The following is a 20,788-nucleotide window of genomic DNA, read 5'->3' as shown; positions in this document are numbered from 1 at the left end:
TCAAAAATAATCCCCGTAACTAAGGCTATGCTTATTATTTTTAACTTCAACCAATCAAAAAACCTGTGCTGAGCTACGTCGTAGTATAATTCAATTTATTTGTACGACATTATAAATTTAATTTGGTAGTATTCATTAAACTTTATTGAATTTACAAAATAATACTTCACAAGTATGGCATCATTAGTCACTACATCAAAATAACTTTTCATTTTTATAAACTATTATCCAACCTCGAGGATAAAACTTAACTTTGTCGTTAACACAAGCTATGGAATCTACAGATCTCGACATACAGGTAAAAACGCTTCCAGAAAGTCCTGGGGTTTATCAATATTACGACAAAGACGATAGGATTTTATACGTAGGTAAGGCCAAAAACCTTAAGAAAAGAGTCTCTTCTTATTTCAACAAACAACATGACAGTCATCGCATTGGTGTGATGGTTAATAAAATAAAGGACATCAAGCACATCGTTGTCGATTCTGAAATGGATGCTCTTCTGCTTGAAAATACCCTGATTAAAAAACTGCAGCCACGTTTCAACATTATGTTGAGGGACGATAAAACGTATCCCTGGCTGTGTATTAAAAATGAACGTTTCCCGAGGGTATTTCTAACGCGGCAAATCATAAAAGATGGAAGTGAATATTACGGCCCTTACCCGAGTTTAAGAACCGTAAAAACAATTTTAGGATTGATTAAAGGTCTCTTCCAACTTAGGACTTGTAACTACGATTTGTCTAAAGCCAAAATCGATAACGGCAAGTACAAAGTCTGCTTAGAATACCACCTTGGAAATTGCAAAGGACCTTGTGAGGATCTTCAAGATGAAGGCGAATACATGAAACAAATTGAAGCTATCCGAAATATCGTAAAAGGTAACCTTAAAGATTCTCTCAAAGATTTTAGAGAGCAAATGGGTCATCTCGCGGAGGACATGCGATTCGAAGAAGCTGAAAAGGTAAAGCGAAAAATAAGCACACTAGAAAAATACCAGTTTAAATCTACAGTGGTTAACCCCAAAATCAATAATGTAGATGTCTTTTCTGTCGTAAGTGATGAAGGGTATGGGTATGTCAATTTTATGCAATTATCTCATGGAGCCGTTGTAAGATCGCATACCATTGAAATGAAAAAGAAGTTAGATGAAAGCGATGCTGAGCTTCTAGAATTAGGGATCACAGAAATAAGACAACGTTTTGATTCTAGGTCTCCAGAGATATACGTGCCTTTTGAAGTCAAAGCAGGAGAATATGTAAGAGTCACCGTTCCAAAATTGGGAGATAAAAAAGCAATTGTAGAACTTTCTATACGAAATGCCAAATATTTCCGCATGGAGCGGTTTAAACAAATGAAGATTGTAGATCCAGATCGGCATACCAACCGATTGATGGCTCAAATGAAAGAAGATTTAAGGTTACATGAAGAACCAAGGCATATTGAATGCTTTGACAACTCAAACATTCAAGGCTCGAATCCTGTTGCTGCCTGTGTCGTTTTCAAAAATGGAAAACCCAGTAAAAAAGATTATAGAAAATTCAATATAAAAACCGTGGTGGGGCCAGACGATTTTGCGTCCATGGAGGAAGTCGTTTATAGACGTTATAGGCGATTGCTAGAAGAAGATGAACCTTTACCACAGCTGGTTATTGTAGATGGAGGAAAAGGTCAACTCTCCTCCGGGGTGACTGCTCTGGAGCGATTGGGATTACGTGGTAAAATCCCAATTATAGGGATTGCAAAACGTCTAGAAGAGTTGTTTTATCCGGGAGATCAATACCCCTTATATCTAGACAAAAAGACGGAAACTTTAAAGATTATCCAGCAGTTAAGAAATGAGGCCCACAGGTTTGGTATCACCTTTCATAGGAATAAACGAAGTAAAAGTGCGATTGGCACAGAATTGGAAGAAATCACAGGAATTGGAGAAAAAACATCCATAGAACTTTTGCAAAATTTTAGATCCATTACTAATGTGAAAAAAGCAAGTCTAAAGGAACTTAAAGATGTCATAGGAAGCTCTAAAGCAACTATTATTCACTCATATTACCATACTCAAGATGAAACTTAAACTTCTTTTTTTCCTATTCCCTGTTTTTCTTTTTGGGCAAGACATAGGCTTATCCAAGCTGGATAGTCTTAAGCGGCTCCATAAAGACTTAAAGGTGGGCCTAGTACTGAGTGGTGGTGGGGCAAAAGGCTTAGCACATATTGGTGTTTTAAAAGTGATTAAAGAAGCTGGGATTCGTATAGATTATATAGGAGGCTCCAGCATGGGAGCCATAATTGGCGGTTTGTACGCTTCTGGTTACACCACTAGACAATTGGACTCCATTTTTAAAGTTATAGATTTTGGAGCTTTAATTCAAGATGACTTGCCTAGGCAAGCTAGGAGTTTTTATGAAAGGAAAGAGGCCGAACGTTATGTGCTTCAACTTCCTTTTGATAATTTTCAAGTTAATCTACCTTCGGGTTTATCCAAGGGCCAAAACATCTACAACCTCTACGCACAGCTTTTATCGCATAAGGAAGAGTCCGATTTTAGTCAGCTCCCAATTCCTTTCTTTTGTATAGCTACCAACATAGAAACTGGAGAGCAAGTGCTTATTGAAGAAGGAGACCTTGCAACGTCACTCTCTGCAAGTGGAGCAATTCCAACACTATTTAGTCCTGTTTTTATAGATGGTATGATGTTGACCGATGGCGGAGTGATTAATAATTTTCCTGTTGAAGAAATGCGTGCAAAGGGAATGGATATTATTATAGGGATAGATGTGCAAGATGACTTGCGCAGTAAGGAAAACCTAAAAAGCGGTTTTGAAATTCTTACTCAGGTCAATAACTTTAGAACCATAAGAGCTGCCGAAGAAAAAAGCCTTAAAACTGATCTTTATATACATCCTAACATCGATGATTTTACGGTCCTCTCTTTTGATCAGGGAGAAAAAATTATAAAAAATGGGGAAGTAGCTGGTAGAGAAAAAATAAATACTCTTAAGTTGATAGCACAAGCCCAGAATAAAGTTAACACACCGCGGCAAACCATCCAGCTTAATGATAGCATTGCTATTGGAAAGATAGATATTGTTGGCAATAATAAGTTTCCAAGAAACTACATCAGAGGTAAACTGAAAGTAAACACTTTCGAAAAAACAAGCTTTAAAAAACTAAATGGGGGTCTTAATAATTTGACCGCTACAGGAAGTTTTAATAAAATCAACTACGAGCTTATTCAAAATGGGGAATTTAAAGACTTGAGATTGAAAATTTTTGAAAGTGAACAAAATACTCAGTTAAAGTTTGGGATTCACTATGACCAGCTTTATAAAACCAGCTTTTTAGCTAATCTTACCAAAAAGAGTTTCTTTCTCACCAATGATGTTATTTCTCTAGACCTCATTATTGGCGATAATCTACGTTATAATTTTGATTATTATATCGATAAAGGACGCTATTGGAGTATCGGTATTTCTTCACGATATAATCAATTTGATGATGATGTTAATTTTGAATTTATACAGCAGAATGTAGGAATAGAAAGTCTTTTAAATTTAAACCAAGTTCGTTTAAAAAACAAGGATTTTACCAATCGCATTTTTGTGGAAACCTTCCTTACTCAAGGTTTTAAATTTGGTATTGGAGCAGAGTATAAATTTCTCGAGGCCACTACAGAGACCTTTATACAAGATCCTGAGGTAAACGAGGCACAGACAATTATAGAAAAAAACAACTTGTTTAGCACCTATAGCTATGTGAAATTTGATACTATGAACGATAAATTTTATCCCAGTTCTGGATATTTGTTTACTGGCCAAATGAATGTATACTTCCCAGTTTTTGATGATTATTCCGAGTTTGCTATCGTTAAAGGTGAAGCAGGTTATGCACAACCCCTCTTCAAAAGAGTCTCAGCTTATATAGGCTCAGAACTTGGATTCAGAACAGGTAATGAAGACTTAGCTGGCTTAAATTTTTTCCTTGGTGGTTTTGGAAATGAGCCCATCAATAATTTTAAACACTTTTTAGGCTACGACTTTTTTACGCTATCTGCCAATTCATATATCAAAGGAATTTTGCAGGTTGATTATAATTTTTACAAAAAAAATCACCTCCTCTTCACAGCAAACTATGCCAGCGTAGAAGATGATCTATTTTCTTCTGGAAACTGGGTGAGTACTCCAGATTTTTCTGGGTATGGAATTGGATTTGGATCCCAGACCATTTTAGGGCCTGTGGATTTAAAATATACCTATTCTCCAGAAACAAATGAAAGCCAGTGGTTTGTAAGTATTGGATACTGGTTTTAATCGAGACTCAAGTCCTGAGAAAGATTCCGCTCTGAAAGAAGTTATTTTTGAAGCAAATATTTATTTATAACGGTATCCTGTTTTAAATTACATCTATTTTCACGATATTTGAATAAATCGTAATTATCATGCCTTTCTATCATAAACTTGGTAAAATTCCACATAAAAGACATACCATCTTTAAAAAACCTGATGGCTCTTTATATCGAGAACAGCTTTTTGGAACCATAGGTTTTGACGGCATGTCCACCAATAGCTATCACGAGCAACACCCTACGCAAGTCAAAAAAATACTAGGGAGTAAGGATTTGACTCCCAAAATTGCTGTGGATACCAATTTAAAGTCCTACAAGTTTCATGGATTTAAAACCAAACCTCAGCCAGATTATCTAGACAGTAGAACCACCGTTTTACACAATGCCGATGTCAATATAATTCTGGCAGCCCCAACTGAATCTTCCAAGGACTATTTCTACAAAAATGCAGATGCAGACGAATTACTTTTTATCCATAAAGGGAAAGGGAAACTAAGAACCCATCTGGGGAATCTGGATTTTGGATATGGCGACTACCTCCTTATCCCAAGAGGTGTAATCTATAAAATTGATTTTGAAACTGAGGATAATCGACTATTTATCGTAGAGTCAAGACGACCAATTTACACTCCAAAGCGCTATCGCAATTACTTTGGGCAACTGCTAGAACATGCTCCTTTTTGCGAAAGGGACTTAAGGCAGCCTTATGAATTAGAAACCAACAATGAAAAAGGGGATTTTCTAATAAAGATTAAAAAGGAAAATCAATTGTTCGATATGGTATATGCCTCTCACCCTTTTGATGTGGTTGGCTATGATGGCTATAACTATCCTTATGCGTTTTCTATCCATGATTTTGAGCCCATTACTGGAAGGGTTCACCAACCACCACCTGTTCATCAAACCTTTGAGACCGATGCTTTTGTAGTGTGCTCATTTTGTCCTAGATTATTTGATTACCATCCAGAAAGTATACCAGCACCCTACAACCATAGTAATATTGATAGTGATGAAGTGTTGTATTATGTCGATGGAGATTTTATGAGTAGAAATGATATTGAAGCTGGTCATATCTCGTTACATCCTTCGGGGATTCCTCATGGGCCACACACAGGGGCTGTAGAGCGGAGTATTGGCCAAACTAAAACAGAAGAATTAGCTGTGATGGTAGATACCTTTAAACCTTTAAAAATAACTGAAGAAGGCATGGCCATTGCCGATGATAGCTATCATAAATCTTGGCTAGGAGATAAACATTAAGGCTTAGCCTTGCGTTAGGGATTGTCGAGAAAAGCTTTCTGAATTTGGCGCTAGAAGTCGTATTGGACTTGGCGACTAAAAGAAGCCAAAGGACTACTCTAGACTTGCTAAGCCTAATGAAGAAACTTGAAACAAAAGCCTGACCCTCCCCAACTTTTCAGGGAGGGGAACGCCCAAAACATATAAATTAACGATTAAAAACTTAAACTCATGAGTACAGATACAACTAGTCAGAAATTAACCAAAGTAAATCTTGAGGCTGAAGATTTTCTTCCTATTCTAGGAACCGATTTTGTAGAGCTTTATGTAGGAAATGCCAAACAAGCAGCCTACTATTACCAAACGGCATGGGGCTACCAGCCTGTAGCCTACGCAGGATTGGAAACGGGAAGAAAGGATTCTACTTCCTATGTTTTGCAACAAGGAAAAATAAGGTTAGTACTGACTAGCCCAATGAGCGATGGTGGCGATATCAATCGACATATCAACGAACATGGTGATGGGGTGAAATTTGTATCTCTTTGGGTAGATGATGCTGCCAAGAGTTTTGAAGAAACGGTAAAGCGTGGGGCAAAACCTTATGTAGAGCCTTACACCATTGAGGACGACAATGGTAAAGCTGTTATTTCTGGTATACATACCTATGGAGAGACTATTCACTTGTTTATCGAGCGAAAAGACTACGAAGGTCCATTTCTACCTGGATACAACGCATGGACCAAATCTTACAAAACCGAAGATGTAGGCCTAAAATACATCGACCATATAGTTGGAAATGTAGGTTGGAACGAGATGAATAAATGGGTTAATTTTTATGCTGAAGTGATGGGATTTGTTCAATTATTATCTTTTGATGATAAAGATATTTCTACAGAATATACGGCCCTTATGAGTAAAGTGATGAGCAACGGAAATGGAAGAATAAAGTTTCCTATTAACGAGCCCGCTAAAGGAAAAAAGAAGTCTCAAATTGAAGAGTATATCGATTTTTATAATGGTTCTGGCGTTCAACATATTGCTCTAGCCACAGATAACATCATTGAAACCGTGACCGAACTCCAAAAAAGGGGTATTGAATTTTTAAACATTCCTGAAACCTATTACGACACTGTTTTGGACCGTGTAGGAGAAATAGACGAAGATTTAGCGCCGCTCAAAGAACTTGGGATCTTAATTGATAGTGATGATGAAGGCTATTTACTTCAAATTTTTACCAAACCTATTTTAGATAGGCCAACTATGTTTTTTGAAATTATTCAACGTAAAGGAGCTCAATCTTTTGGAAAAGGAAACTTTAAAGCTTTATTTGAAGCTATTGAAAGGGAACAAACCTTAAGAGGAACACTTTAAATTAGTTTTATACTCTATGAAGCGAAAGTCTCCCCTTAATTGTCTAGGCTTTTGCTTTTAAAGGTATCACAAAATAAAGGCATGCTAATTGCTTACATTGAAATTTGAATAGACATCCTATCTTTATGAAATTTTTTCTTAGCCTTGTTATTGCCTTTTCAAGTGTTTTTTGTGGTTACAGCCAGTCCGCATATGAAGATGGAGAGTGGTTGAGCTTCAAAATAAAATACGGATGGTTTAATACTAGCAAAGCCACTCTTGAAATAAAAAAAACCAAACTATACAATGAGGATGTTTATCACATTATTGGCAATGGAAAAAGTGTTGGCTTGTTGGATGTATTCTTTAAAGTGAGAGATCGATATGAAACCTATGTTAACCAAGATGGACTTCCTGTAAAGTTTATAAGAGACATTAATGAAGGAGGTTACAAAAAGCATAAAGAACTCTACTTTGATCACGACTCACAACGGGTTAAAGTCGTAGATTATAAACGCGGTACAACAGAGTCTTTTGATTTTAAGCTAAATACTCAAGATATGGTTTCTGCCTTCTACAAACTCAGGAACAGTATTGATATTGAAACCTTGCAGATTGGTCAAGAATTTCGCTTGAATATGTTTTTTGATAATGAAAACTATGATTTTAAAACTAAATTCCTTGGTTATGAAGTCTTGGATTCTAAATTTGGAAGAGTGGCCTGCTTAAAATTTAGACCATACGTTAAAGCAGAACGTGTTTTTGAGGCTCAAGAAAGCTTAACGTTTTGGATTACCGCAGATAAAAACAAAATCCCGTTAAAGATTGAAGCGGAGCTCTCTGTAGGTTCTTTAATAGCTGAACTAGACGCCTTTAAAGGTCTTTCCCATTCGTTTGAAGTTATAATAGATTAGATGTATATTTAATTTTGACCCTATTTTTATTTTAATCTTCATGAATTTATCTTTGAAATCAAATTCTTACTGGTATAAACTCTACAAGAAGTCTCAAGCAGAGAAAAAGCTTGCTTCCCCCTCAAAGTACGGCGCGATCCAAAAAAAAAGATAGAAACACCACTTCTCCTTTCTATAATTTTAGTAAATATTGAAAACGAAAAAAGAGGGCTAGTTTTTAACAGGAAGAATGCTGTAAGATATTTGTATTGGTTAACCCGCTAAGGTTGCTTCTCAAGAAGTTGAAGGTTTAAAATCACTTCTAGACGATAATCAATTTAGACACTACGGATTGCAGAAAATGCAAGCAGGCGTAAAACTAGATATGACCTTTTAGGTTTTAAACATATTCAAGGAACTGAGACATATAAAAATACCTCGGAATATTAGATAGCTCTTGAAGGCTTAAGATATGTGGTTAGATTCAAAAAAAGACCTTAAAGTTTTAGGTTTAAACCAAACTGAAAAGCTAGAGCCTCGGCATTATAAATGTTATTAAAATGATTTAAGCGATCTACATTTAGAAATAGGTTAAATTTCCATACATCTAGAGCCAACCCTCCTCCAAAATTTGGTCTATTAAATTGATCTATCCCTAAACTCACTTTTGCATACAACACTTTCCAAAAGCTCCGCTGATAGATTCCATTGAGACTGTAAAATAGATTCCCAGCACTTACCATACTAAAAGCATGTAGACTTAGAGTTTGGTTCCCAGAGCGCTTTCCACCTGACTTTAGACTGCAAGTGCATGGTCTGGCTTCTTTTCCGAAATTATAACTCAATCCCAAATTTATTTTAGTAGGTTGAACGTATGTGTATGATCTAGAAGTAGTTTCCCCTAGTAAATTCGTTTCAATATCATCAAGTAAATCTTGATAATAATCAATCAAATCTTCTTCACTTCCAAAATTAGGGAACTGGATAACAAGACCACCGTAATCAAAAGAACCTTCATAAATGTCTTGACTGGTGTCTTTTGTAAAACGAATAAAACCAAGGTCTAAAATACTCCCTGTGAATTCTAGCCTCTCATTAAAAAAATAAGACATCCCAAAATCAAAGCCTAATCCATAGTTAGAACCTATGAGTATATTCCCAGGAGTCAGTTGATCAATACTTTGCAAACCTGTACTTTGAATATTTAAGTTCAAATCGCTTATGCTTTGATTGAGTAAAAACCCTTGCTGATTAACACTAGATATGAAACGCCCAGTATTTCTTACTGATTTTATATTAACACTCGAAGTGTAGAGCTTACTTCTCACCCCGATATGTAAATCGTCGTTCACTTGTTGATTAATTCCAAAATGAAATACGGTCTGTAGGTTTCCTCTGAAGTTGATTTGTCCAATATCATAACTCCTATTTTGACCAGCATTTCCATAATAAGCAAGTTGTAATAAGTCTTTTGGAAAATTTAATACAGCATCACTTTCCTGATATACTCCCGCAGTATAGTAACGCGAATTGCTTTTCCAACCGAAATTAATAAGGTCAATTCTTTGATTAAAAGCCACAAAATCTTTAGCTGATATACGATCTAGAGATGCTGCCACATTGGTGTTGAAATCTCTAGTATTGAATAAATTATCAACATTGAGCACCGTGTTTCCTACAGAAGCATAAACATTAGAAAGTATGGGGACTCCGATATGAAAGTCCGTTTTTTCATAAGCAGCTCCTGGATTCAGCATCAAAGATTGCGGATTATGCGTTTGGTTGTAGAGCAAATGATTGTCTTGACCCCATAGAGTATTGGATAATAGAACAAAAAAAAGAATAGGGACAAACTTCATTCTCTTGTATAAAGATAACCAGCCTCAATGACACACTCAAGGTTCATTATACCGTTATTACTACCTTGTGAAGGCTGACTGAAAAGAACCTCTAACTCTACACTATTTGTTATTTTTTCTATGTCAGATTGTGTAGTATATAAGTTTGCAACCCTCTCTGTTTGTGGACTAGACTCATTACCACCTGCTATACTATGAGTAATTCTGAAAGTTACAAGACCATCGGCATCAAAGAAAGTAAAATTAAAAGTTTGTGGAGTATTGATGCTGTTCTCTGCTAAAAACTTAAATTCTAGAGATTTTAAATAATCCGCATTAAACTGCTCATTTAGAAAATCGGTATTCACAAATTGGCGAATAGTATTAGGAGAAGGGATAGAATCATATCCAACATTGATAAGTTGAGTTGGATACTGAATTTGAAACAAGTTAACTTCAAACCTTGGACTCACTTCAAAATCATCTGAGTCCAGAGGTCTATTGTCTGTACACCCTAGGAAAATGACACATATAATAAATAAGTATTTCATATTTTTAAAATAAGTCAATTTACACTAGCAAGATATTTAAAAACGCTTGCTTCTACATAAATATTGCTGTAATTTCTATAAACATAATATTAAAGATTGAATTCTGAACATATTTATAATTGTAAAGTGTCTTTATGCTAAATTATATACTTGTATTTGCCTCTTATGCAGGTATTCGCAAAGTGTAAACTTTTTAGAATAGCTTCCTAAAGAAATAAACTTAAGGACAGTAGAACCGGATTCTAAATAGGTTTAAACTATTTACGTTGTAACCTCCCCTTAGGTTCTAAATAAAAAGAGGCAGTTCGTTTCCAAACCACCTCTTGACTCTAATTCAAATTTGGTGTAAATCATATCTATCTAAATTCATGACTTTATTCCAAGCAAATGCAAAATCTTTGACAAACTTTTTTTGAGAATCTGAAGAGCCATAAACTTCAGCAAGAGCCCTTAATTCTGAATTGGATCCAAAAATAAGATCAGCTCGTGTTCCTGTCCATTTTATCTCCCCAGTTTTACGGTCACTCCCTTCAAACAAAGTTTGTTCATCATTACTAGATTTCCAAGTTGTTCCAAGATCCAGTAGATTTGTAAAAAAGTCGTTTGTTAAAACACCTTGACGAGTTGTAAAGACACCATGTTTAGAGTGATTATAGTTGGTGTTTAAAGCTCTCATACCTCCAATAAGCACTGTCATTTCTGGGGCTGTCAGTGTTAATAAGTTGGCCTTATCTATGAGCAATTCTTCATCAGTAACTTTAGGATATCCTTTGGAATAATTTCTAAATCCATCAGCCATTGGCTCCAAAGCACCAAACGAGTCAATCTCAGTTTGCTCTTTTAAGGCATCTGTTCTTCCAGGATAAAACGGAATTTGAATATAATTCCCTCCAGCTTCAGCAGCCTCCTCTATAGCGGCATTTCCACCTAGTACAATTAAATCTGCCATGGAAACTTTTTTATTTCCTTTTTGTAACGTATTAAATTCAGATTGAATTTTAGTCAAAACCTCAAGGACTTTAGACAGTTGTTTTGGAGAATTGACTGCCCAATTTCTTTGTGGCTCAAGTCTTATATGGGCACCATTTGCACCACCACGCTTATCGGAATGCCTAAAGGTAGAAGCCGATGCCCAAGCTGTAGATACCAATTCTGAAATGGATAACTCAGTATTCAAAATTTTAGATTTTAATTCTGCACCGTCTTTATCATTGATTAATTCGTGATCTACAGCAGGTATAGGATCTTGCCATTTTTCTTGTTTTTTCGGAACGTCTGGTCCCAAGTAACGATTAATTGGTCCCATATCACGGTGCATCAACTTAAACCAAGCCTTGGAATAAGCTTCAGCAAATTCATCTGGATTTTCATAAAAATGCTTCGATACTTTTTCATATGCTGGATCTTCCTTTAAAGCAATATCTGTAGTCAACATAAATGGAGCATGTTTTTTAGTAGGATTGTGTGCATCTGGAATAGTTCCCGCTCCTTCATTGTCTTTTGGCTTCCATTGGTGAGCGCCTGCAGGACTCTTGGTCAATTCCCAATCGTATTTGAATAAGTTTTCAAAATATTTATGACTCCACTTGGTTGGGGTGTCTGTCCATGCGCCTTCAAGTCCACTGGTGATTGTATCTTCACCTTTACCGCTTTTGTAGTTATTTTTCCAACCCATACTTTGCATTTCGATTGGTGCACCTGCAGGTTCAGAATCTACATATTCCAAATCATTTGCAGCACCGTGGGTTTTACCAAAGGTGTGCCCTCCAGCAATTAAAGCTACAGTTTCATAATCATTCATAGCCATTCGACCAAAAGTAACTCGAATATCATGAGCTGCGCCTATAGGGTCTGGTTTTCCATTTGGTCCTTCTGGGTTAACATAAATTAGCCCCATATGAGAAGCTCCTAATGGATTTTCTAATTCTCCTTCTGAGTATCGTTCATCATTATCTAACCATTCTTTTTCAGATCCCCAATACACATCTTCTTCGGGTTGCCATATATCTTCACGTCCACCGCCAAAACCTTGCATCTCAAGGCCCATAGATTCGTGAGCTACATTTCCTGTTAGCACGATTAAATCTGCCCAAGATAATTTTCTACCGTATTTCTCTTTTATTGGCCAAAGCAATAATCTTGCTTTGTCAAGATTAGCATTATCTGGCCAACTATTAAGCGGCGCAAAACGTTGAGAACCAGTTCCTGCTCCACCGCGACCATCTTGAATTCTATAAGTCCCCGCAGCATGCCAAGCCATTCTTATGAAAAATGGACCATAATTCCCATAATCTGCAGGCCACCACTCTTGGCTAGTCGTCATAAGTTCTTTTAAGTCTTCTTTGACAGTTTTAAGATCTAGGGTTTTAAACTCTTCCGCATAATCAAAATCCTCGTCCATTGGGCTAGCCATTGAAGAGTTTTGCCTAAGTATATTTATATTTAAGGAGTTTGGCCACCAATCTCTGTTATCGGAACCACTACCAGCGGCTCCCTTCATCTCGCCATTTAAAAACGGACAACTCGCGGGGGATGAGTTCACGTTACCAACCTTTGCTTTTGAACCGTCTTTTAAACTTTTCGTATCTTCCATTATAAGCGTATTTAATTTTGAGTAAAGGAAACAAAATGAGAAACCATAATAACTATAAGTTTAGCTTATATATTTTATATAATCATAAGTAAAACTAATCAATATTTTAATAATTAAACATTTCTTAAAATTAAAGAAAATAATAGATAGGTTCCTAAAAAATTAATGTTTTTTTGATGAAAAACAAAAACTCCTTCCCAAGGTTATGAGAAGGAGTTAAATTATACTGTAAATTTATTTTACTTATTTTGGTTCACTAAGTCCATCAGGTCAACATCATTTCCAAGAAGGATTTCTTTTGAATTGATTCTGCCAACTGGTGTATCATTCTCCAATTTTAAAACTCCTCTTGGACAGACTGAAGCACAAATTCCACAACCCACACAGGAGGATCTAACTATATTTTCTCCTTTTTGCGCATAGGCTCTCACATCTATTCCCATCTCACAATAGGTAGTACAGTTTCCGCAGGAAATACATTGACCACCGTTGGTCGTAATTCTAAATTTTGAAAATAAGCGCTGTTGAAATCCTAAAATAGCAGCCATAGGGCATCCAAATCTACACCAAACTCTATTCCCAAAAATAGGGTAAAATCCCACCCCTACAACTCCAGAAAAAATAGCCCCAATTACAAAACCATAGGTAGATCTTAGGGTTTCAGCTTCAAATAAAAAGACCTTATCTATAAGTCCAGAAAAGTGAAGTCCCAATAAGGAAAGTATAACAACAAAAAAACCAATCGCAGCATATTTAGCATCGTTTTGCAATTCTTCACGCTTATAAACCATCGTCCAAGTAAAGACAATCGTCAATAAACTAGCTACACTTATCAGAAAAGCCGAACCAGACAACCAATACTTATCAGTATTTAAATATGAATAAACAACTGCCGTCGTCATTATGACAACAAAAACAACAACTATATGGACTAACCAGCGCTCCAATTTCCAAGAAGACTGGGATTTATCGCTCAGATGGCGGAAAGAATCTCCCGCAGTTTCTGCTAATCCTCCACAGCCACACACCCAAGAACAATACCAGCGCTTTCCATATTTATAAGTTAGAATAGGAGTAATAATAAGTATAGAAAGAACTCCAAAAATAAGTAATCCAATCCCAACATTTCCCGCATTTATATACTGATCGACTCTGTACTGCTCAAAATTATAATAGTTTAAAGGCCATATATTGACGAAATTATAATAAGGTAATGAAAAATTATCTCCGTTGAGTCTTGACATCAGCTCTGGAATTAAAAAGGCGAATCCCAATTGGAAAAACATAACTGAAAATGTGCGTAAGCGTTGATAGCGATTATGACGATATTTCCATAGAAATTTTATACCAAAACCAACAATAGCTGTCGTGTATAAAGTTCCATAGACAAACCATTGGCTTGCTGCATTCCCACTTATAGCTTGGCTTAACGGATCAAACAAAGCTACAACTCCTGTATTTTCTCCATCGCTACTTAATCCTATCCAGCTGGGATAAAAATAAAGCACAATATAAAACCCTGTCAAGACTAAGCCTAAAATATAGGCCCAGAATCCTCGGTTGGTTAGAGATTTAAAATAAACCCTATCGTTTTTGATACCTTCAGTCATATGACCATAACTCACTTTGGAATACCAAAAAATCCCTGCGAAAACCATGATAAGCGATAAACTCACCCAAACAATTTTAGGCTGAAATTGAATATTGAAACCCGATAAGACCATTATAGAAACACCCAACAATCCTAGCGCAGAAGATAGTTTTTGCTGGACATTTAAAGCTTCTGGCGAGTTGCCTGTAACAGACATGTTTACATCTACACTCATAATTAGGTTGTTTTTAGTGTATGTTGAAATTTATTTTGAATTTCTTTTTCATAAGACTTGAAAAATTCAGGATCAAAGTTAGCCGACTTCAGGTTTTTAATAACTTCATCAACTGTAGCTTTCTCAGTTAACCATCGGTCAAAAACCTCATGGCGTAATCGAATTCCGAAGGTGTTTATTCCTTTAAAAATCCCCGATTCTATTTCATACTGAATATGTATGCATTTTTTTCCATCGGTATGTTCCCAGTAAAAATCAGTTTGTCCTTCCTTAGGTTGATTAAATACCCAACCATATGTTTGATATTCTATATCGAAAAACTTAGCCGAATTAAACCAATGTCCTGGCTTGTATTCTCTAGGATTTCCACAGAGTGTTTGTGCCAAAGTCTCTCCCATCATTCTACCGGTATACCAAACTGCTTCAATTGATGGACGATTTCCAATAGGCTGCCTTTGCTCGGCACAGTCTCCAATAGCATAAACACCCTCTACGCTGGTTTCCAAATTTCGGTTCACTAAAACTCCTCTATTTAATTCAATACCGCTCGACTTAAGGAAATCAATATTCGGTAAAACCCCAGGCGTTAATCCTACAAAATCACACTCCAAGACCTCACCTGTTTCTTTAATTTTTATAGCCTTAACTCTACCTATATCATCTGCACTGATTTCTTCCAGATTAGTTTCTAATCTTAAGTCGATATGATGCTCTCGAATATGTCTGTCAATAAGCTTTGCTTCTTCATCAGGTAGCACATTGTTCCAAAAATGGCTCTCCCTTACCAATAGAGTAACAGGTATATTTCTAGTCGCAAGCATTTCTGCTAATTCAATTCCTATTAAACCACCGCCAACGATAACGGCTCTCTTGCAGGCCTCCTTATTTGGGGCATGAACTTCTAGAGACTCTAAATCCTGTTTGCTATAAAGGCCCAAAACACCTTTTAAATCTTGACCAGGCCAACCAAATTTGTTTGATTTAGAGCCACAAGCAATGACAAGCTTATCATAAGGAAATGCTTCTCCTGATTCTAGTTGTAACTCTTTGTTTTTATGATCAACGGCAGAAACATAGGCCTGCTTGATGTCTATTTTATTTTTTTTCCAAAATCCATCTTCATATGGCTTAAGATGATTCCATTTCATGTGACCCATATAAACGTACATCAAAGCGGTTCTAGAAAAGAAATGTTCACTTTCAGAAGAAATTAAGGTAATACGCTGATTGGATAATTTTCGGATATGCCTAGCTAAAGTCACTCCTGATATACCATTCCCGATGATGACAATATGTTCTTGTTTCAAATTTCGCAGGTTTTAATTAAAATATTAGTCGCGGGTGTGATGATGAAATTACTAAGTTTATTTAAAAATACAGCAATCTCAAACTTTTATTGATGTATTATTAATATACTATTGATAAAATTTTTAAAGTACTTCTCAAGACACATTATTAAAAAGCGATTCAAGAGTTTGTGTCGACTGCTAAAGGTAAAGTTCCGTTCATGTATAAAATGTTTTTCTTTAAATAAGAAAGTAAGTTTTTTCAAATGCTAGATTCAAGTCATAAATGCAACTTCTACGTTACATAATAATTGATCCATTACATATATAGGATTTTCACACCCTCATCTTGATGTGATGAGGCTTTAGAAATTGATATCCTCATAAGGTTTAAAGCGATCAAACTAAATAATATTGAAAAAAATACTGCTTTATTGCTACCCTCAAAAATATTCCTGTCGAATATAATTGAAACAATTGATACACCAAACACAAACCTAATAGTTACATTAACTTAGAATTTATATCATCCTTTATATTTCTGAAGCTTTGATTCATTTTTTAAAGAATACCACTTACTCTTCTTTTTACAGATAGTTTATAATATCCAGTTTAATTGTTATTCAATTTAATAGGGATTCTATAACTGTGTAATTGGCCATCTTCCGAAATACCTTCAATATAAATAATACCTTCTTTAAGTTTAGTATCCACAACTTTCAAATCAACACTATTATTATTCTGGGTTCCTCCTTGAACAACTATATTAGGAAACCAGGCTATAGAACCAAGTCTTTTAAATGTTTCACTATTGTAAGATGTATAATTTGGGTTAGTGTATTTTTTTATTTCATTATAACCTTCCGTTACATCTATTGAGGTAAACACTCCTCCATTATCTTTATCATAAAGAGGTGTTTTACGGCTATCAAGTTTTATAACTCCACCAGAACCAAAGGGGCCTTGTCCAAAGCCTACTTTATTAATTGTAATTGATTCAAATTGATCCAATCGAGCATTGGCTAGAAATGAAGTAAAATTCATGTCCCTTGTATCTTTAAATCTAGCGCCGTCTACTATGAATGCAACGCTTCCAGCACCTCCAGTTTGATTTCTCAAATTTTGAACTATAAAGGTTTTATAGTCTTCTCTTACTTTAAAACCTTTTGCCCTTAGATAATCTGAAAGTTTTAAATACTCATTAACTATATCTTCAGTAATTTCTTCTTTAGTACCTCGAATCAATCGATCTATTTTTTCCTCTTTATTTTTTGGTGCTTTAATTATGACTTCCTTAAGTTCATTTGTTTTGGTAAAATTAGCTGCAACTCTATTTTTAGATAATGAAATATCTTTTAAAAATGTTAAAGTGTCAAGCTCTTCAAATAAAATAGGATGTTGGTTATTAAAAATTACACGAGTTTTCAAAGTTAATTTTGGTGCTTTAAAATTGCCTAGCTTGTTTACAGCGGTATATTCAAGTTTTTCTCCAATTACTGGATATTTATTTTTTAAAAAAAAGACCCTTGATGAATCAAGTTTTAAACTATAGTCCTTATTAAATCTAGAGGCTATACCTACTATAAGGTCATCATCTTTTTTTATTTTATCTATCAAATACAAGATTTGGTCAAAACCGTTCTCTCGTTTATATTGAAGTGCAGGTGGTTCAGATAATTCTAGGTTAGTTGTGTGTAGACTTTTTGACATTAACAGTAGTACATCCAACTCATTTAAATTTGATAGCGTGGTATAATCAAAAAAAGATTTAAAGTCATTATTATCTATGTAAGGATTTAATCTCAATGTTTTAATAATAGATTGCTGCGACCTATAAGTGATGTTTTCTTTTGGTAATATGGACGCACTAAGCATTAATTTACTATTATTTTTGAAGTTTAAACTTAAAATTATAGAATCTTGTTTATCGACTTGCTTTAGTTTATAGCCAACTTTAAATTCAGTTTCATCTATAGCTTCATTCAAATACATGCGTTCTAATACAGCTTTACCATCCTTTAAGAGTTGAATCGTATTTAGGCCAACAAAAAGTTTATCTTTTTCAATCGCAATTGACTTCTCAGAATTATTCATTTCAATATTAAATGAAATAGAGTTTTGATCCTTAAAAATAAACAATTGCCATTTTTCATGTTCTTCAATAGATGTGGTCTCAATATTTAAATAGATATGTTTTTTTAAATTGATAAGGTCAAGAGAAGTGCCTTTAGATTTTATATCCCCAATTGGGATGATCTTCTTAAAACCTCCTATTGTTATGACTTCTATTTTGTAAGTTTTATTTTTAAATGGTCTAAAATTCATTCTTGCTAAACCCAATTTACTAGTTGTAATTTTTTTTATTGGGATATTATTTTCAAATAGTATAAGAGTTGATTCTTCAGGATTGCCTATATCGTTAGTAATTTTTATACCCAAATTAGAATTTAAACCATAAACGATTTCTTGTCCTTCAGGACGAATAACTACTTCAATATCTTGAGCTTTTCTTTTAGATCTCACAACCTCATCAATGACCTCAAACTTTTGAAAATAAGCGTCAGATTCCTTGAAATTATTCATGTAATTAGTCATCGCCTTAAAATAGTAACGACCTGGTGTAAACGTAGTATCTATTTTAATTTGATTAAAGAAAATACCCTTGTTTGCTAGTACCATTGATTTATCAATCAAATTACCAATGCTATCATAAACAAAGACTTGGATATTTCTTACATTATCGCTTAATTTTCCATTAGTTCTATCGATAGCATAGCCTTTATACCATAAATGCTCTCCAGCCGTAAACACCGATTTATTTGTATGAACAAATATGGATTCACGGGGTAATTCGAAATAATCTTGATATTTTTCTAAAAATACATCTTGAGCATTTGCAGATAGGATGAAAAAATATAAAAGGCTGAGTGAACTAAATTTCATAAAGATTGTTTTTTAAATAAACTCCCTATTTATACCAAGTAAATTATTCATTAATCAAATTTACTAGTATCCGATAACTATCTAGAACAAGGTTATCAGTTGGCTTCAAAATAAATTATAAAACTAATAAGCTAAATAACGGTATTAAATATAATAAAAATCTTTAGCAATAAAAAAATTTCTCTAAATTTTAGCAAATAATAGATTCCAATCTTTACCAAATGAAACTGTTTCATTTTTTAAGGCACTATCGAATCTTTTCCAAAAAATACTCAATTATTTTCTACTCGTTATTAGTATCAGTTGAATCTAAAAACTAACAAATTCAGGTAAACTACTTATACCAAATAAGTTTTGTATTGCCGTATATTTTTCGTATATTTATGAATGGGAAGAAAAGCAATTTTAGAGATCAAGGAATCAGATTCGGAGCTAAAGAAACTCTTGTTAAAACAGAAAACCTTAAAAGCAGAAAAACGTTTAAAGAGTTTGCTAGCCATTAAGTCTGGCAAATTTGAAACCCGACAAGAATTAGCTGATTTTTTAGGGATTCATATCAGAACCCTAGAAAGGTGGATTGTGAACTACAATGCTGGTGGGGTTGAGATGATGTTAACTGATAAGCCTAAAAATAAAACGTCTAAAATTATTACACCACAAATACATAAGGGTTTATCCCAAAGAGTACATGACCCAAATAATCCTTTTTTGGGATACTGGGATGCTCAAAATTGGGTAGAACAAGAGTATGGCGTAGTTGTTAAGTACCAACGGATCCGTGAGTATTTGATTCAACATTTTAAAACAAAACCCAAGACTCCTAGGAAATCTCACTACAAAAAAGATGTAGAGGCTGAAAAAGCTTTTTTAAAAACTCCCTAATACGCTAGATAACATTAGAATTAGTCTTAATAAAGATAGTTACGACTCTGTTAATTTATACTTTCAAGATGAAGCTCGATTTGGAATGATGAATCATCTTGGAAAATACATAACCGCTAGCGGTGTAAAGCCAATAGTGACCTATCAACATATTTATAAAACGACCTATCTATACGGTAGTTACTCCCCAATAAACGGAGACTCTTTTGTTTGGGAAATAAATGGTGTAAGTACTAACATATTTCAAGCCTATCTGCGAGAATTTTCAACACATAATCCAAAGGAATATAAAATTGTAGTGATTGATAATGCAGGATTTCATTCTACAAAAAATATAGAGGTGCCACAAAATATAGTTCTTTTAAGAATACCCCCATACAATCCTGAACTAAACCCATGCGAACAAGTATGGCAATACATTAAAAATCGATTTAAGAATCAAAGATTCGAATCGATGAAAAGTTTAAAACAATGGCTAAGCGAAATGGTCTGCGAAATGAAACCTGAAACCATTAAATCTATAACAGGAAATCACCATTTTCTAAAAGCTTTTAATACGGCATTTAATAACTAAATTGGTATTAGACCTATTTAGACCTATCATGTCGCAATAAATCGTTTTACCGATATGAATTCGGCACAGGCTTTTTTTTCGTGCTTTTCATCAAAAATAATTACCTTAACTAAGGCTATACTAATTATTTTAGCTGTGTTCTAAAATAAATAGGCCCCCTGTTTATGTAAAATTATATAGATAGGAGACCTTCAGATTACAGGGATTTACTAATAGTATAGATACAAAATAATTACAGAACTACTTGAATTGTTTCTTGGTATTTAAAAAGATTACGAACCCAACCCCTAAAACGGCAACAGTCACAGACATTGCCTTTGTCTCAAATAGCAAATACAAAGAGAACAAACAGCAACTATTCAATATGCTAATTAGAACTTAGCCATTATTTATGACTTCAATCAATCAAAAAACTTGTGCTGAGCTATGTCGTAGTATAATTCAATTTATTCATACGGCATTATAAAT

The 20,788-nt window shown here is 34.6% G+C and carries 13 protein-coding genes; 7 read left to right on the top strand and 6 right to left on the bottom strand.

Going from position 1 to position 20,788, the window contains the following annotated elements:
• Positions 1-271: 271 nt before the first annotated feature.
• The 5 genes from uvrC (at position 272) to P700755_RS09420 (ending at position 7,848) form a co-directional block, all read left to right on the top strand.
• Positions 272-2,074, top strand: coding sequence for an excinuclease ABC subunit UvrC (gene uvrC, locus P700755_RS09440; RefSeq protein ID WP_015024441.1), 1,803 nt, complete (start codon positions 272-274; stop codon positions 2,072-2,074).
• A complete protein-coding gene (locus P700755_RS09435; RefSeq protein ID WP_015024440.1) occupies positions 2,064-4,310 on the top strand; it encodes a patatin-like phospholipase family protein in 2,247 nt (748 codons plus the stop codon). Before uvrC ends, P700755_RS09435 begins: the two co-directional genes overlap by 11 nt.
• Before the next feature lie 128 nt (positions 4,311-4,438).
• Positions 4,439-5,605 (top strand): homogentisate 1,2-dioxygenase, encoded by a 1,167-nt coding sequence (locus P700755_RS09430; protein ID WP_015024439.1) that lies wholly within the window; start codon positions 4,439-4,441, stop codon positions 5,603-5,605.
• 210 nt (positions 5,606-5,815) lie between these two features.
• Positions 5,816-6,955: a 4-hydroxyphenylpyruvate dioxygenase gene (gene hppD, locus P700755_RS09425; protein ID WP_015024438.1), complete on the top strand. Its 1,140-nt coding sequence runs from the start codon at positions 5,816-5,818 to the stop codon at positions 6,953-6,955.
• A gap of 125 nt (positions 6,956-7,080) precedes the next feature.
• Positions 7,081-7,848, top strand: a complete 768-nt coding sequence (locus P700755_RS09420; RefSeq protein WP_015024437.1) for a DUF3108 domain-containing protein — start codon at positions 7,081-7,083, stop codon at positions 7,846-7,848.
• Between the two features lie 476 nt (positions 7,849-8,324).
• Here P700755_RS09420 and P700755_RS09415 read toward each other — a convergent pair whose 3' ends face one another.
• The 6 genes from P700755_RS09415 to P700755_RS09390 all read right to left on the bottom strand — a co-directional run bounded on the left by P700755_RS09415 (position 8,325) and on the right by P700755_RS09390 (position 18,864).
• Positions 8,325-9,686 (bottom strand): DUF5723 family protein, encoded by a 1,362-nt coding sequence (locus P700755_RS09415; protein ID WP_015024436.1) that lies wholly within the window; start codon positions 9,684-9,686, stop codon positions 8,325-8,327.
• Entirely contained in the window at positions 9,683-10,216 is a 534-nt protein-coding gene (locus P700755_RS09410) for a hypothetical protein (protein WP_015024435.1), read from the bottom strand. Before P700755_RS09410 ends, P700755_RS09415 begins: the two co-directional genes overlap by 4 nt.
• 334 nt (positions 10,217-10,550) lie before the next feature.
• Positions 10,551-12,809, bottom strand: a complete 2,259-nt coding sequence (katG, locus tag P700755_RS09405) for a catalase/peroxidase HPI (protein ID WP_015024434.1) — start codon at positions 12,807-12,809, stop codon at positions 10,551-10,553.
• Between the two features lie 239 nt (positions 12,810-13,048).
• Positions 13,049-14,635 carry a 4Fe-4S binding protein gene (locus P700755_RS09400; RefSeq protein WP_015024433.1) on the bottom strand — a complete coding sequence of 529 codons (1,587 nt, stop codon included), beginning with the start codon at positions 14,633-14,635 and terminating at the stop codon, positions 13,049-13,051.
• A 2-nt stretch (positions 14,636-14,637) separates the two neighbouring features.
• Entirely contained in the window at positions 14,638-15,942 is a 1,305-nt protein-coding gene (locus P700755_RS09395) for an NAD(P)/FAD-dependent oxidoreductase (RefSeq protein WP_015024432.1), read from the bottom strand.
• Between the two features lie 591 nt (positions 15,943-16,533).
• Positions 16,534-18,864 carry a hypothetical protein gene (locus P700755_RS09390; RefSeq protein ID WP_015024431.1) on the bottom strand — a complete coding sequence of 777 codons (2,331 nt, stop codon included), beginning with the start codon at positions 18,862-18,864 and terminating at the stop codon, positions 16,534-16,536.
• Positions 18,865-19,251: 387 nt separating this feature from the next.
• Here P700755_RS09390 and P700755_RS09385 point away from each other — a divergent pair, with 387 nt between their 5' ends.
• Positions 19,252-19,746: a helix-turn-helix domain-containing protein gene (locus P700755_RS09385; protein ID WP_015023841.1), complete on the top strand. Its 495-nt coding sequence runs from the start codon at positions 19,252-19,254 to the stop codon at positions 19,744-19,746.
• Between the two features lie 13 nt (positions 19,747-19,759).
• Positions 19,760-20,320, top strand: a complete 561-nt coding sequence (locus P700755_RS09380) for an IS630 family transposase (protein ID WP_083858480.1) — start codon at positions 19,760-19,762, stop codon at positions 20,318-20,320.
• The last annotated feature ends 468 nt before the right edge of the window (positions 20,321-20,788 follow it).

This window comes from Psychroflexus torquis ATCC 700755 (assembly GCF_000153485.2).
Lineage (GTDB): Bacteria > Bacteroidota > Bacteroidia > Flavobacteriales > Flavobacteriaceae > Psychroflexus > Psychroflexus torquis.
This window is presented reverse-complemented; position numbering and strand designations above follow the sequence as displayed.

Bases quoted from the DNA above. Each gene is read 5' to 3' on its own strand.
- uvrC (WP_015024441.1), top strand. From the start codon at position 272: ATGGAATCTACAGATCTCGACATACAGGTAAAAACGCTTCCAGAAAGT.
- P700755_RS09435 (WP_015024440.1), top strand. From the start codon at position 2,064: ATGAAACTTAAACTTCTTTTTTTCCTATTCCCTGTTTTTCTTTTTGGG.
- P700755_RS09430 (WP_015024439.1), top strand. From the start codon at position 4,439: ATGCCTTTCTATCATAAACTTGGTAAAATTCCACATAAAAGACATACC.
- hppD (WP_015024438.1), top strand. From the start codon at position 5,816: ATGAGTACAGATACAACTAGTCAGAAATTAACCAAAGTAAATCTTGAG.
- P700755_RS09420 (WP_015024437.1), top strand. From the start codon at position 7,081: ATGAAATTTTTTCTTAGCCTTGTTATTGCCTTTTCAAGTGTTTTTTGT.
- P700755_RS09415 (WP_015024436.1), bottom strand. From the start codon at position 9,686: ATGAAGTTTGTCCCTATTCTTTTTTTTGTTCTATTATCCAATACTCTA.
- P700755_RS09410 (WP_015024435.1), bottom strand. From the start codon at position 10,216: ATGAAATACTTATTTATTATATGTGTCATTTTCCTAGGGTGTACAGAC.
- katG (WP_015024434.1), bottom strand. From the start codon at position 12,809: ATGGAAGATACGAAAAGTTTAAAAGACGGTTCAAAAGCAAAGGTTGGT.
- P700755_RS09400 (WP_015024433.1), bottom strand. From the start codon at position 14,635: ATGAGTGTAGATGTAAACATGTCTGTTACAGGCAACTCGCCAGAAGCT.
- P700755_RS09390 (WP_015024431.1), bottom strand. From the start codon at position 18,864: ATGAAATTTAGTTCACTCAGCCTTTTATATTTTTTCATCCTATCTGCA.
- P700755_RS09385 (WP_015023841.1), top strand. From the start codon at position 19,252: ATGGGAAGAAAAGCAATTTTAGAGATCAAGGAATCAGATTCGGAGCTA.